The organism is Streptomyces endophyticus, assembly GCF_035798155.1.
Classification (GTDB): domain Bacteria; phylum Actinomycetota; class Actinomycetes; order Streptomycetales; family Streptomycetaceae; genus Streptomyces; species Streptomyces endophyticus.
Genome location: NZ_JAOZYC010000204.1, coordinates 1 through 14122, shown reverse-complemented (window position 1 = coordinate 14122; position 14122 = coordinate 1). Strand labels below are relative to the sequence as shown.

Below are 14122 nucleotides of genomic sequence, written 5' to 3'. Positions count from 1 at the left end.
CCCCAGGTCGGCCCGAAGGACGCCCGGCCCCGATCCGCAGTATTCGTCGATCCGCAGTGATTGGTTTCGTTTCCGGCCCTCTCCGGCTCATCCAGGGCGCCTTATCGGCGTGAACTGGGGTGCTCGCTATGGTGGTCCCCCTGTGGACGGAAGTTTTAAGGGGAAGCTGTGAGCGACGGCGGCGGGCGGAAGTTCGGCCCTCTGGGCACGACCTTGGTGATCATCCCGACCTATAACGAGGCGGAGAACATCAAGCCCGTGGTGGGCCGCGTCCGGGAGGCCGTGCCCGCGGCGCACGTTCTGGTCGCCGACGACAACAGCCCCGACGGCACGGGAAAACTCGCCGACGAGCTGGCCGCCGACGACGAGCAGGTGCACGTCCTGCACCGCACCGGCAAGGAAGGCCTGGGCGCCGCCTACCTGGCGGGCTTCGCCTGGGGCATGGAGCACGGCTACGGCGTCCTGGTCGAGATGGACGCCGACGGCTCCCACCAGCCGGAGGAGCTGCCCCGCCTGCTGACCGCGCTCAAGGGCGCCGACCTGGTCCTGGGCTCGCGCTGGGTCCCGGGCGGGCGCATCGTCAACTGGCCCAAGTCCCGCCAGCTCATCTCCCGCGGCGGCTCCACGTACTCGCGTCTCCTCCTGGACGTCCCGATCCGCGACGTCACCGGCGGCTACCGCGCCTTCCGGCGCGAGACCCTGGAGGGCCTCGGTCTCGACGAGGTCGCCTCGCAGGGCTACTGCTTCCAGGTCGATCTGGCCCGGCGGGCGGTGCGGGAGGGCTATCACGTGGTCGAGGTCCCCATCACCTTCGTGGAGCGCGAGCGGGGCGACTCCAAGATGAGCAAGGACATCGTCGTGGAGGCGCTGTGGCGGGTCACGACGTGGGGTGTGGGGGCGCGGGTGGACAAGGTCCTGGGCCGCAAGCCCGGCGAACGCTGAGAGCGATCTTGATCCCCCACTTACGCCAATCGCATCCGACCCCAGGCAAAATGGGTACATGACCACTGGCACTCCGCCTCGCAATCCGTCCACCGGCGCCCGGCGCTCCCGGCTCCGCAGGTATCTGCCGCTCTGCGTCGCGGCCTGGATGGTCCTGGAGATCTGGCTGCTCACGGTGGTGGCGGGCGCGATCGGCGGCTTTACGCTCGGCATCCTGCTGGTGGCCGGCATCGTGCTCGGATCCGTGGTGATGAAGTCCGCGGGGCGCCGCGCGTTCCAGAACCTCACGGAGACGCTGCAGCGCCAGCAGAGCGGCTCTCCAGAGGCCTCCAAGCCCGCTGAGCAGCGCTCGCAGGGCAACGGGCTGCTGATGCTCGCCGGACTCCTGCTGATGATCCCTGGGCTGGTCTCGGACGTTCTCGGCCTGCTGCTGCTCGTTCCGCCGCTGCGCACCGCGCTGAGCCGGTACACCGAGCGCAAGGTAGAGCGGAAGATCGGCGCCGCGGCGGGCCAGGGGCCGCTCGGTGACGCGTTCCAGCAGGCCCGGATGCGGCAGCCCGGCGGCACCGTGATCCAGGGCGAGGTGATCAGGGACGACGAGCGTCCGGGTCCGCAGGGGGACGGCAAGGGCCCGCGGCCGCCGCTCACTCCCTGACGCGAAACCACGAAAGACGGCCGGGGCCGGACACACGGTGTGTGTCCGGCCCCGGCCGTTGTGCGATGTGTCTCTGGGACTCAGGCCGACTTGCGACCGCTGTTGTCCCGCGGGTGCACCGCGATGTTCATCGCGCCCGAGCGCAGAACTGCCAGACGCTCCTCAAGGACCTCTTCGAGCTCCTCACGGGTGCGCCGCTCCATCAGCATGTCCCAGTGCGTACGAGCCGGCTTCCCCTTCTTCTCCTCAGGGCCGTCGCCGTCTACGAGAAGTGCCTGGGCCCCGCAGACCTTGCACTCCCACTCCGGCGGAATTTCGGCCTCCACCGAGAAGGGCATCTCAAAGCGATGTCCCTTCTCGCATGCGTACTCCACGGCCTGGCGCGGGGCCAGGTCGATGCCGCGGTCCGTCTCGTAGCTGGTCACTACGAGGCGTGTGCCGCGAAGAGCTCGCTCACTCATGAATCGTGCCTCCCGGGCTTGTCGCCCACAGGACAGGTGTCGCTGTCGTCGTCATCCGGTCAACGTCCGGTCGGCGGTAAAGATTCCCGGTTCCCGGGTCGTGCGTCGCCGTCGTAGCCGCCCCTTGTTGTACCCACCCGTGACCGCTTTGTCACATCTCACGCAGGATGTCACCTGACGTTTCGCGATCTAGACGTGCAGTAACGGTACGCCTGGCAGGCCAACCGCGTACACTACCGGGATTTGCCTTCAGGTGCTAAATCCGGGCCGGTACGGAATTGCCCGCGTCGCGGATCGCCCGGTGAACCGGAACCCTCGCGAGCAGGACAAAACCGATCACGAAGAAGGCGACAAGGGACCCGATCGCGTCGCGATAACTGCCGGTCAGCTGGTAAGTGAGCCCGAACACCAGGGGCCCCACCCAGCTCATCCCGCGGTCGCTCATCTCGTACGCGGAGAAGTACTCGGCCTCCTTACCGGCCGGGACGAGGTGCGAGAACAGGGAGCGGGACAGCGCCTGAGTGCCGCCCAGGACGAGTCCGATGCCGGCGGCGAGCACGAAGAACCACGCCGGCGCCCCGGCCGGCAGGAAGTACCCGGCCCCGATCGTCACCGTCCACGCCACAAGAGAACCGAGGATCGTGCGCTTGGCGCCGTACGTACGGGCGAGGCGGCCCATCGCGAGCGCCCCGGCCACCGCCAGGAGCTGCACGAGGAGCACCGCCACGATGAGCGTCGACTGGTCGAGTCCGAGCTCCTCGGAGCCGTACACGGAGGCCTGTGAGATCACCGTCTGCACGCCGTCGTTGTAGACCAGATAGGCGAGGAGGAAGGAGAGCGTCAGCGGGTGGCGGCGCATGTCCTTCACCGTGGCCAGCAGCTGCCGCGGGCCGGAGGCCGTACCACCCGGCGTGGGCTCTGTGCGCCGGTCGCGCAGGCGGCGTAGCGGCACCACGGTGAACGCGCCCCACCAGACGCCCGCCGATGCCAGGCAGATGCGTACCGCCGTCGACTCGGAGACGCCGAAGGTGTCGTGCGCCGTGTACAGCACCAGGTTCGCCAGGAGGACGAGGGCGCCCGAGGCGTAACCGAAGGCCCAGCCGCGCGAGGAGACCGCGTCTCGCTCCTCCGGAGGAGCGATCTGCGGAAGGTACGAGTTGTAGAGCACCATCGAGACGGCGAGCGAGGAATTCGCGACCACGAGGAGAAGGCCGCCCAGGAGATAGCGGTCACCGTCCAGGAAGAACATCCCCGCCGTCGCCGCCGCGCCTATGTAGGCGCAGAGCGCGAGCAACGGCTTCTTGCGGCCCGTCCGGTCGGCGGCAGCGCCCGCGAGGGGCATCACGAAGATCGACAGGATCACCGACAGGGAGACCGAGTACGCGAAGAACGAGCCCGCGCTGACCGGGATGCCCAAGGGGTGCACAAAGCCGTCCGCATCCGCCGCGGCCTTCGCGACCGAGGTCAGATACGGCCCCAGGAACACCGTCAGGACGCTGGTCGAATAGACCGAGCACGCCCAGTCGTAGAAGTACCAGCCGCGCTGCTCGCGCTTGCGCTCGGCGGGCGTGGACGCCCCCGGCGCCGTCTCGCGCGCGATCTCGGTGCCCACCCGTGTCCCCTTGCCGTCCCCGCCGTCAGGCGCCGCGGGGTGGCGGTCAGACCCACGCCCCCCGGTCCTTGAGGACGTCCCGCAGCGTCTCGATGTGATCGGAAACTATGCCATCGACCCCGAGGTCGAGAAGCCGCCGCATCTCCTTCTCGTCGTTCACCGTCCACACATGGACCTGCAGCCCGCGCGCGTGGGCGGCCCGCACGAAGCGGTGGTCGACGACCGGGACCCGTCCGTGCGTCACCGGCACCTGCGCGCAGACCGCGGAGCGGCGCAGCGTCGCCGGAATCCCGTACGAACGAAGGCGCAGGCCCAGCACGCCTCTGGTGCCGTACGACGTGGCGAGGCGGGGACCCGCGAGCGCCTGCGCGCGGGCGACGCGCGCCTCGGAGAAGGAGCCGACACAGACGCGGTCCCACGCGCGCGTGCGGCGCAGCAGGTCGAGGAGAGGCACGAGAGCGAGTTCCGCCTTGACGTCCACGTTCCAGCGCACGTCCGGGAACGACTCCAGCAACTCCTCGAAGAGCGGCACCGGTTCGGTGCCCGCCACGCGCGCGTGGCGCATCGTGGACCACGGGAGGTCGGCGATCCGCCCGCCGTCGTCCGTGACCCGGTCCAGCGTGGTGTCGTGGAAGGCGACGAGGCGACCGTCGGACGTCGCGTGCACATCGGTCTCGACGTAGCGGTAGCCGAGGTCCACGGCGCGACGGAACGCGGCGACGGTGTTCTCCAGGCCGTCCGCCGCCCCGCCCCGGTGGGCGAGCGCGAGCGGACCCGGATGGTCGAGGTAGGGGTGGCGTACGCGCGAGGTCACCGTCGCAGTATGGCCCGCCGGGGTGAGCCGCCGGCGACCGCGGTGGAGCCGGCGGGCGACGGCGGGACGGCGAAGACGCGCAGGAAGAACTGCGCCAGCGGGCCGATCGCCAGGGCGTACAGGACCGTGCCGACACCGATCGTGCCGCCGAGCAGGAAGCCGCTCGCCACGACGGCGATCTCGACGACCGTGCGCATCAGGCGGATCGAGCGGCCGGTGCGCTGGTGGAGCCCGGTCATCAGGCCGTCGCGCGGTCCCGGGCCGAACTTCGCCGCAATGTAGAGGCCGGTGGCGGCCCCGTTGAGGACGATGCCCGCCAGCATCAACGGGATGCGCACTCCGTAGGAGTGCGGGTCCGGGACGACCGCGAGCGTGCCGTCGATCGCGAGGCCCACCACGAAGACGTTCGAGACGGTGCCGAGACCGGGCCGCTGCCGCAGCGGGATCCACAGGAGCAGCACGATCGCTCCGGCGATGATCGACACGACGCCGATGGAGATGCCCGTCAGCTCGGCGAGCCCCTGATGCAGCACGCCCCAGGGCTCCAGGCCGAGCCCCGCCTCCACCAGGAGCGCCGAACTGGCGCCGTACAGCGCGAGACCTACGTAGAGCTGCACAAGGCGGCGGACGAGCGGGCCGCCGGGCGACGGAACGGACGGTGACGCGGACAAGGTGAGCCCCTCTGTGGTGGTAGTGGCCTGGCGCATGACACTCTGTGGCGTGGAATCGGATGCCAACCATGGCCAATTCGAGGAAGGTGGACTGGCTCGCATGGCCCAGTGGACTTCGGCGATCGGCTCGACCCAGCTCGCCCGGCTGCTCACCTCGCAGCAGCCGCGCCCCGCGGGCCCCGGCACCCGCCGCCCGCCCGCTTATCGCGCCCTCGCCGACGGCATCCGCCTCCTCGTCCTGGAAGGCCGCGTCCCGGTGGCCACGCGGCTCCCTGCCGAGCGCGAACTCGCCCAGGCACTCTCGGTGAGCCGCACCACGGTCGCGGCCGCCTACGAGGCGCTGCGTGGCGAGGGGTTCCTGGAGTCCCGCAGGGGAGCGGGCAGCTGGACCGCCGTGCCCGCCGGGAATCCGCTCCCCGCGCGCGGCCTGGAACCTCTGCCGCCCGAGGCCCTCGGTTCCATGATCGACCTCGGTACTGCGGCCCTGCCCGCCCCCGAACCATGGCTGACCCGCGCCGTGCAGGGCGCCCTGGAAGAACTGCCGCCGTACGCCCACACCCACGGTGACTACCCGGCGGGGCTGCCCGCGCTGCGCACGATGATCGCCGAGCGGTACACCGCGCACGGCATCCCGACCATGCCCGAACAGATCATGGTCACGACCGGCGCGATGGGCGCCATCGACGCGATCTGCCACCTCTTCGCGGGCCGCGGCGAACGCGTGGCCGTGGAATCACCCTCGTACGCGAACATCCTTCAACTGATGCGCGAGGCGGGCCTCAGGCTCGTGCCTGTCGCCATGGCCGACGGACTGCAGGGGTGGGACCTCGATCGATGGCGCCAGGTGCTGCGCGAGGCGGCGCCCCGGCTCGCCTACGTAGTCGCCGATTTCCACAATCCGACGGGCGCGCTCGCCGACGAGGAGCAGCGCCGCTCGCTGGTCGATTCCGCGCGCGCGGCCGGCACCGTGTTGGTGGTCGACGAGACCATGACCGAGCTGCACTTCGACGGGGACGGCGAGGGTGCGGTTATGCCGCGCCGGGTCTGTGCGTTCGACCCCGCGGGCTCCACGGTGATCACGGTCGGCTCGGCCAGCAAGGCGTTCTGGGCGGGCATGCGCATCGGCTGGGTGCGGGCCGCGCCCGACGTCATCCGCAGCCTGGTCGCCGCGCGCGCGTACGCGGACCTCGGCACCCCGGTCCTGGAGCAGCTGGCGGTGAACTGGCTGCTGCACACGGGGGGTTGGGAAGAGGCCGTCGCACTGCGACGCGCACAGGCGCGCGGGAACCGTGACGCGCTGGTGACCGCCGTGCGGCGGGAGCTGCCCGACTGGGAGTTCGATGTGCCGAACGGGGGCCTCACCCTGTGGGTGAAGGCCGGCGGCCTCTCGGGCTCGCGCCTCGCCGAGCTCGGCGAGCGGGTCGGGGTGCGCGTCCCTTCGGGGCCCCGCTTCGGCGTCGACGGCGCCTTCGAAGGGTACGTACGGCTGCCGTTCACCGTGGGCGGCGCCGTGGCCGACGAGGCGGCGGCTCGGCTCGCGGCGGCGGCGCAGCTCGTCCGGGACGGTCAGAGTGCGGGCGGGGACGTACCGCGCACTCTGATCGCGTAGCCGGCCGCGGCTCTCATGGAGAGCGCTGCTTGTCTCGCGTAGAGCTCTGTTTTCAGCGCTCGGCCAGCGCCTCGGCCTCGTCGGGCACCGCTTCGACCGGGGGCTGGGCCTCCATGGCCGCGTCGCCCGGCGTGCTGCGCTCCGGGAGGAGAGCGGCCACCGCCTGCCGGTGGGCCTCGCTCGTCGCGTCGTCGTACGGGTCCGGGGTGGCGGGGACCTGGAGGCGGTGGACAGGACCCGTGCCCAGGCGGGCGTAGCCGCGGCCCGCCGGGATCTCGGCGGTGGGCGTCGTCTGCGGCACGGTGCCGAGCACGTCCTGCAGCTCCTCCGGAGCGGCCGTGCCGAGCACTACGCGCGCGCGGGTGTGCTGCCTGACCGGGTCGATCAGGGCGTCGAGGCTGTCCAACTGCTCGGCCACGACGACCGTCACGCCGGCCGCGCGGCCGTGCCTGAGGGGTACCTGGAGCAGCGTCTGCGGGTCCTTGCGGCCGTCCGCGGCGGCGAGGTGACCGAGGGCGCTGGGACGGTCCAGCAGGATCCACAGCGGGCGCTTGATGTCGTCCGGGGTGGGGTGCCCGGCCTGGCGCGCCCGGTTCGCGGAGATCAGCCGCCGCTCCGTCTCGTGTGCGGCCCATTCGAGGCTGGTCAGCGCGCCGGCAAGACCGCACTCCACGGCGAGCACCCCGGAGCGGCCGACCAGGCACGCGTAGTCGCCCGTCCCGCTGCCCTCGATGATCAGCACGTCACCGTGGCGCAGCGCCTGCAGTGCCACGGAACGTAGCAGGGAAGTCATGCCACTGCCCGGCTGCCCCGCGATCAGCAGGTGCGGCTCGGTGGAGCGGACGCCGGTGCGCCACACGACGGGCGGCACGTCCCGCTCCTCCTCACCCGCCACCACCGGCAGCGTGCGCTGGACGCCGGTCCCGTCGGTGAAGCCGAGCACGGTCTCACCGGGCGAGGTCACGAAGGGCTGGGCGGCGATGTCCGTGGGCAGCGGGTCGAGCACGTTCACCGTCAGGTGGTTGCCCTCCTCGTCCCACGCGAAGTGGTACTCGCGGCCCCGGCCGAGCTTGGCGTGCAGCAGTTGCTCGATCCGGGCTCGCGAGGCCGCCTCCCCGTCCGTGAAGTAGGCGGGGTAGCGGATGTCGATCCGGTCGACACGGCCGTCGCCGTCGAAGTCGAACGTCTCGAAGGTCTTCTCCCAGTCGCCCCCGTGCGCGTACAGCGGGCTCGGGTCGTCGGCTACGGAGAAGTACGGTACAAGCGCCTCGTAGAGGGACGAGAGGCGCTGTACCTGCGAATCGTCGGGGCCGGTCTGCTCCGGCGGCTTCGGATCGCGCCCTTTCCATGCGGCCGCCGCCATCAGGGTGATGAGCGCCAGCAGCGGACCGTACGGAATGAACACCACGACCAGGACGACGGCGGCCACCATGAAGAGCAGCGGTCCGCGCCGCTCCTTGGGGGTGTCCGCCCACTTGTGCCGCCCGGCACCGGCCAGGCGGCGCAGCCCACGGCTGATCGTGATGAGGGGGTGGAGTACGTCGGTGGCACCGTCGGCGGCCGTCCGAGCCATGTCCCGGCTCCGGGCGATCGTGGCGCTGCCGTTGCTCAGAATGCGGGGGAGTGGGCGCCTGGCCACGTCGTTCTCCTGAAGGTGTGTGCGGGTGAGGGGTCCGTCAGAACTTGATCCCGCCGAGCAGGCTGGCGAGGCTCTGGCCGCCTGCCTTGATGCTCGGGGCGATGGCAGTGCCCGCCAAGTAGAAGCCGAAGAGGGCGCAGACCAGTGCGTGCGAGGCCTTCAGGCCGTCCTTGCGGAAGAACAAGAAGACGATGATGCCGAGCAGCACGACGCCCGAGATGGACAGGATCATGAGGGTTCTCCTGGTTGATGGGGACAGTCACCATGAGTTCTTCCAGGCTCACAGCATGTATCTATACGACAAAAGGTGCAAATGGGTGGAAATCCCTAGCTTTCACCCATTTGACCGGCCGCTGCTGGGCCGCTGGAGCGTGCTGCCGGACGGTCGTCCGCACTCTTGGTGATCTTTGCCTCGGTGGGGTCGGGTCATGTGCCGGACCGGGCAGTACCCTGTCGATTCACTCGTACGGCTGCACAGCCGTACCGGCACGTATGAGAAAGGCGGTCCGCCCGATGAGCGAAGCCCCCGACCCGGAGGTCGTGGAGCTGGCCACCAAGATCTTCGACCTCGCGCGACGCGGCGAGACGGAGGCTCTCGTGGGCTACGTGGACGCCGGGGTGCCGGCGAATCTCACGAACGACCGGGGCGACACGCTCGTCATGCTCGCCGCCTACCACGGGCACGCGGAGGCGGTGCGTGCCCTCCTGGAGCACGGCGCCGACGCGAACCGCGCCAACGACAAGGGGCAGACCCCGCTCGCGGGCGCCGTTTTCAAGGGCGCCGACGACGTGATCAGGGCGCTGCTCGACGGGGGCGCCGATCCGGCCGCGGGGACCCCTTCGGCGGTCGACACGGCCCGGATGTTCGGCAAGACGGAGCTCGTCGACCTCTTCGGCGCCTCCTGACGTACCGACTCTGACCAGGCAAAACGGGGGTGCGGGAAATGTGGTCGCGGTGGGTTGAGCTGCTGGGTCATGATGACGGCGTGATTTACGGACGCGAGGCCGGGGCAGGTGGTGCCCACGTGCAGAGCGGGCCGTGAACGGCCCGGTTCCGGGCCTTGGACGAGAGGCAGAGAAATGGGTAGCAGCAAGCAAGAGACGGCGGGCGCTCCGACGAGTTGTCGCGTGGCCAGGTAGGTGACATCCCGGTTGCGTCGACGCTTGATGTGAGGCTGTTTCCCATGTTCGAACCGGTCATAGCGCCCAGCGGTACGCTGCTCGGCCTGCTGCAGCGGGGCCGCGGCGACGGCACGCTGCACGCGCTGACGGCGCCGCGTGCCGAGGCGCTCGCGGCTATCAATCACTGTGTGCTGAGCGACCCCCGCCACGACTGGCAGGTGGAGAACCGCTCGCTGTACTACGCCCGCCTCTACGTCGATCTCCATGGCGAGCTCGACGAGATCGAGGGGCACCTCTTCGACCCCGAGGACCTCCTCGACACCGAGGAGTCGCGTACGGGCCTGGCGCTCGCGGTCCTCGGTCACCTCGCCTCCTACGGCAGGCGGGACGCCCTGGAGCTGCTGCGCAAGTACGCCGCCGTGGGCGGCAACTGGGCCTGGGCGCTCGACGAGCTGGCCCTGCGCGACGACGACGCGGGCCTGCGCGCGCTCGCCGAGCCGGTCCTCGCCCGCTTCCCGGCCGACGCGGAGGCCGAGCTCGCCGTCGTCGTGCGCGACGCCTTCGAGCCGCGACCCTGGCGCCTGTGGGCCGAGGATCCGCGCCCGGAAGTGGGGGCACGCGTGCGTGCCGCACAGGAAACCGGCTCCTTCGACCGCTGGCAGCGGCAGATGCGGCCGGCGGGGCCGCGCCCCGAGTGGAGCGTGCAGGCCGTCTTCGACTGGGCACAGGAGGGCTTCGAGCGGGGCGCCGTCCTGTACGTGCCCGCCGCCCGCTGCCTGTCCGCCGTGGCGGGCCCGCAGGACCACGCCGAGATCGTGCGGGCCGCGCGGGACGGGTCCGACGGGGCGCGCTGCACCGCCCTTCGCTACCTCGCCGACATGCATGATCCGGCCGTACTCGATCTCATCGAGGTCGCCGTGGAGGCGCCGTCCCGCGCGGTTGTGGACGCCGCGCTGGACGCCTTCGAGCGGATGCGCAGCGTCGCCGTCGTGCAGCGGGCCCGGCAGTGGGCGCCCCGGCCGGACGCGCTCGGCGCCGCCGCGGGCCGCATGCTCGCCTGCAGAGGCGGCGCACAGGACGGCGAACTCGTCCTCGCCTCCCTCCGGGAGGCAGTACGCGGCGACGGCCCCGACGCCCCCACCCTCTGGCCGCTCGTCGACGGGGCCGGACGGCTCGGCATCGTCTGTGCCGCCCCCGTGCTGCGGCACATCTACCGCGAGACGGCGTCCTCGCATCTGCGCGGGCGCGCCGCCCGCGCGCTCGCCACCACCGATCCCTCCTTCGCCGCCGGGTTCGCCGTCGAGTGCCTGTGGGACTGCGAGGAGAGCACCCGGGAGGTCGCCGCGCGGCACGCCGAGACGGGTGACGCCCGCGTCGTCGATCAACTCCGTCGCCTCGCCGCCGATCCGGCCGAGGAGGACGAGGTGCAGACCGCGGTCCGCAGCAGGATCGGGCCCGACGCCACGGCGTTGTGACGCGCTGATTACCGGGAGGTGGCCCTTCGACGAGGGGCCACCTCCCGGTCGTTCACCTGCGGTTTTCGGTGATTTTCGGCGGCTTCTCGGTGGTCTTTCGGCGGCGGCCAACGCTCACGGACCGTTCCTCGCCAGGACAGATCCACTTTGACGTGAGCACGTTCGGCGGGGCGACAAAACCCGTATGCGTGTCGTCATCGTGACCGAGTCCTTCCCACCCGACATCAACGGTGTGGCGCACTGCGCCCTGCAGACCGCGCGGCACCTCGCCGCCCGCGGCCACGACCCCCTCGTCGTCGCCCCCGCCACCCCCACAGGCCGGGAGGCGGACGCGGCGGCGCCCTGCCCCGTCGTCCGGGTGCCGTCCCTGCCGCTGCCCGGCTATCCGCAGGTCCGTGTCGCGCTGCCGGGGCGCCGCCTCGCGCAGACCGTGGCCGCGCACCGGGCCGAACTCGTCCATCTGGCCAGCCCGTTCGTGCTCGGTATGCGTGGCATGGCGGCCGCGACCCGGCTGCGCGTGCCCGCCGTCGCCGTCTACCAGACCGACCTGGCGGGCTATGCGCGTACGTACGTGGGGGCGGGTGAGGGCGCGGCCTGGCGGCGGATCCGCACCGTGCACGCCGCCGCGGACCGCACGCTCGCGCCCTCCACCGCCGCGCAACGCGACCTGGAGGCGCACGGGGTGCCACGGGTGTGGCTGTGGCCGCGCGGGGTCGACGCCGTACGGTTCCGGCCCGAGCGGCGCTGCGAGCTCCTCCGCGCCGACCTGGCGCCGCGCGGGGAGCTGCTCGTCGGATACGTGGGGCGGCTCGCGCCGGAGAAGAACGTGGAGCTGCTCGCGCGGGTGTGCGGCCTCGACGGTGTGCGGGTCGTGGTGGTGGGCGACGGGCCCAGCGAGGCGTCCCTGCGGGGCGCGCTGCCCGGCGCGCTCTTCCTGGGGCGGCGTACCGGAGACGAACTCGCCCGGATCTTCGCCTCGTTGGACGTGTTCGTGCACACAGGTCCCCACGAGACCTTCTGCCAGACCGTGCAGGAGGCCATGGCGAGCGGGGTGCCGGTGATCGCTCCGGCGGCCGGCGGCCCCCTCGACCTCGTCGCGCACGGCAGGACGGGGCTGCTCGTACGGCCGTGCGACGCGGAGGCGTTGCGGGACGCCGTGTGGGCGCTCGCCGGGGATCCCGGGCTGCGCGCCTCATACGGAAGCGCCGGGCGCGCCAGGGTGTCCGGGCGGAGTTGGGAGGCCGTGGGTGACCTCCTGGTCGAGCACTACGTAGACGTGCTGCACGCGCGGTCGGCGGGCGCGGGGGCGGTGGCGGCATGAGCGGGCGACTGCGGATCGTACGGCTCGCGAACTTCGTCGCCCCCTCTTCCGGCGGACTGCGGACCGCTCTACGAGAGCTCGGCGCGGGGTATCTGGCGGCCGGGCACGAGCCGGTGCTGATCGTGCCGGGGGAGCGGGTCTCGGACACGGACACGCCTCAAGGGCGCGTCATTACGTTGCCGGGGGCGCCGCTCCCGGCGAGCGGCGGCTACCGCGTCCTGACCGACCGGCAGCGCCTGGGGCGGCTGTTGGCGCGGTTGCGCCCGGACCGTCTTGAGGTGTCGGACCGGACGACCCTGCGCTGGACCGGTGAGTGGGCGCGCCGCGCGCGGGTGCCCGCCGTGATGGTGTCCCACGAGACCGCCCATGGAGTGCTGCGCACGTGGGGCCTGCCCGAGCGCGCCGCGCGGCGGGCCGCCGACGTGCTCAACGTCCGTACGGCGCACGCCTACACGCGCGTGGTGTGCACCACGGAGTGGGCCGAGCGCGAGTTCGTGCGGATCGGGGCGCGCAACGTGGTGCGGGCGCCGCTCGGCGTCGATCTCGTGCGGTGCCGGCCGGGGGAGCGGAACACGGAGGTGCGTGCGCGGTACGCGCGCGTGGACGAGGTTCTGCTCTTCATGTGCACACGGCTCTCCGTGGAGAAGCGGCCGGGCATCGGCCTCGACACGGTGGCGCGGCTGCGCCGGGCCGGTGTGCCCGCCCGGCTCGTCGTGGCGGGGGACGGGCCGCTGCGGTCGCGGCTCGAACAACGCGCGCGGGCGCGGCGGTTGCCCGTCGCCTTCCTGGGGCACGTCGCCGACCCGGCCGCGCTGGCGGCCCTGCAGGCCACGGCCGATGTGTGCCTGGCGCCGGGGCCCGCAGAGACGTTCGGGCTCGCCGCCCTGGAGGCACTGGCCTGCGGGACACCGGTCGTCGTCAGCGCGTCCTCGGCGCTGCCGGAGGTGGTCGGCGGGGCCGGGGCTGTGGCCGAGGGCAGCGGTGCGGCGTTCGCGGCGGCCGTCCGGGACGTGCTCGGGCGGCCCGCGGCGCGGCGCAGGGAGCAAGCACGCGCGCGTGCCGAGTGCTTCGGATGGGACGTCGCCGTGGACGCCTTCCTGGCGGCACACGACGCGCCTGCTCGGGTGCGGCTTCGGGGCGCGTCATGAAGACGCTCAGGTTCGCCGCGCTCGGGGACTCGCTCACCGAGGGCGTCGGCGACCCGGTCGGCGGCGGATGGCGGGGCTGGGCCGCGCTGCTCGCCGAAGGCCTGGCGCCCGCCGAAGTGCCCGTGGAGTTCCGCAATTTCGCGGCCGGCGGGGCGCAGACCTCCGATGTGCTCCTGCGGCAACTGCCACGTGCGCTGGCGTTCACTCCCGATGTCGCGTCCGTCGTGGTCGGCGTCAACGACACCTTGCGCGCCGCCTTCGACCTCCACGCCGTGGCCGATCGCCTGGACACCGTGTACGGGGCGTTCGCCGAACGGGGCACCGTCCTGCTCACCGCGTGCCTGCCCGACCCCGGCGCCCTGTTGGGCCTGCCCGGCGTCCTGGCGCGCCCTCTCGCGCGTCGCCAGCGCGCCGTCAACTCCGTGGTCCACGCCCTGTCCGAACGCCACGGAGCCGTCCATCTGCACGCCGCCGACGCCGACTGGGCGGCCGACCGCGCCCTGTGGAGCGCGGACCGGCTGCACCCCGGCGAGCGGGGGCACCGCCAGTTCGCGGCCCGCTTCCACGCCGTGCTCGCCGCCGCGGGAGAGGCGCGCGGCCCGGCGCCCGACGTCGAGCCGGAACGGCCCGCGCCGACCCGCGCCGCCGGGCTG

At 72.1% G+C, this 14122-nt stretch carries 14 protein-coding genes; 8 read left to right on the top strand and 6 right to left on the bottom strand.

Features of this window, described 5'->3' with window-relative positions; translation table 11 throughout:
• Window positions 1-168: 168 nt before the first annotated feature.
• Window positions 169-942, top strand: a complete 774-nt coding sequence (locus tag OKJ99_RS41295) for a polyprenol monophosphomannose synthase (protein ID WP_326023733.1) — start codon at window positions 169-171, stop codon at window positions 940-942.
• 58 nt (window positions 943-1000) lie between these two features.
• The gene (fxsA, locus tag OKJ99_RS41290; protein WP_326023732.1) at window positions 1001-1597 is read left to right on the top strand and encodes an FxsA family membrane protein; all 597 of its coding nucleotides are present in this window, start codon (window positions 1001-1003) and stop codon (window positions 1595-1597) included.
• An 80-nt stretch (window positions 1598-1677) separates the two neighbouring features.
• On the opposite strand, the gene OKJ99_RS41285 is transcribed toward fxsA, so the two are convergent.
• The 4 genes from OKJ99_RS41285 to yczE form a co-directional block, all read right to left on the bottom strand.
• Window positions 1678-2058, bottom strand: coding sequence for an RNA polymerase-binding protein RbpA (locus OKJ99_RS41285; RefSeq protein ID WP_266721963.1), 381 nt, complete (start codon window positions 2056-2058; stop codon window positions 1678-1680).
• A 256-nt stretch (window positions 2059-2314) separates the two neighbouring features.
• On the bottom strand, window positions 2315-3670 hold the full coding sequence (locus OKJ99_RS41280) for an MFS transporter (protein WP_326023731.1): 1356 nt from the start codon (window positions 3668-3670) through the stop codon (window positions 2315-2317).
• A 46-nt stretch (window positions 3671-3716) separates the two neighbouring features.
• Entirely contained in the window at window positions 3717-4484 is a 768-nt protein-coding gene (locus OKJ99_RS41275; RefSeq protein WP_326023729.1) for a glycerophosphodiester phosphodiesterase, read from the bottom strand.
• On the bottom strand, window positions 4481-5191 hold the full coding sequence (gene yczE, locus OKJ99_RS41270; protein WP_326023728.1) for a membrane protein YczE: 711 nt from the start codon (window positions 5189-5191) through the stop codon (window positions 4481-4483). Before yczE ends, OKJ99_RS41275 begins: the two co-directional genes overlap by 4 nt.
• 64 nt (window positions 5192-5255) lie before the next feature.
• Between yczE and OKJ99_RS41265 the strand changes: the two genes are divergently transcribed.
• Window positions 5256-6764, top strand: a complete 1509-nt coding sequence (locus OKJ99_RS41265; protein ID WP_326023726.1) for an SCO1417 family PLP biosynthesis transcription factor — start codon at window positions 5256-5258, stop codon at window positions 6762-6764.
• A 52-nt stretch (window positions 6765-6816) separates the two neighbouring features.
• Here OKJ99_RS41265 and OKJ99_RS41260 read toward each other — a convergent pair whose 3' ends face one another.
• Both OKJ99_RS41260 and OKJ99_RS41255 read right to left on the bottom strand, forming a co-directional pair.
• A complete protein-coding gene (locus tag OKJ99_RS41260; RefSeq protein ID WP_326023723.1) occupies window positions 6817-8403 on the bottom strand; it encodes a hypothetical protein in 1587 nt (528 codons plus the stop codon).
• Window positions 8404-8440: 37 nt separating this feature from the next.
• A complete protein-coding gene (locus tag OKJ99_RS41255; RefSeq protein WP_266598445.1) occupies window positions 8441-8635 on the bottom strand; it encodes a hypothetical protein in 195 nt (64 codons plus the stop codon).
• A 281-nt stretch (window positions 8636-8916) separates the two neighbouring features.
• Between OKJ99_RS41255 and OKJ99_RS41250 the strand changes: the two genes are divergently transcribed.
• From OKJ99_RS41250 to OKJ99_RS41230, 5 genes are all read left to right on the top strand, one after another.
• Entirely contained in the window at window positions 8917-9309 is a 393-nt protein-coding gene (locus tag OKJ99_RS41250; protein WP_326023720.1) for an ankyrin repeat domain-containing protein, read from the top strand.
• 278 nt (window positions 9310-9587) lie between these two features.
• Window positions 9588-11000 (top strand): HEAT repeat domain-containing protein, encoded by a 1413-nt coding sequence (locus OKJ99_RS41245; RefSeq protein ID WP_326023718.1) that lies wholly within the window; start codon window positions 9588-9590, stop codon window positions 10998-11000.
• A gap of 184 nt (window positions 11001-11184) precedes the next feature.
• Window positions 11185-12321 carry a glycosyltransferase family 4 protein gene (locus OKJ99_RS41240; RefSeq protein ID WP_326023717.1) on the top strand — a complete coding sequence of 379 codons (1137 nt, stop codon included), beginning with the start codon at window positions 11185-11187 and terminating at the stop codon, window positions 12319-12321.
• Window positions 12318-13469, top strand: coding sequence for a glycosyltransferase (locus OKJ99_RS41235; protein ID WP_326023715.1), 1152 nt, complete (start codon window positions 12318-12320; stop codon window positions 13467-13469). The genes OKJ99_RS41240 and OKJ99_RS41235 overlap by 4 nt, the downstream gene beginning before the upstream one ends.
• Window positions 13466-14122 (top strand): SGNH/GDSL hydrolase family protein (locus tag OKJ99_RS41230; protein ID WP_326023714.1); only part of this gene is annotated, 657 nt, incomplete at its 3' end. The genes OKJ99_RS41235 and OKJ99_RS41230, both read left to right, overlap by 4 nt.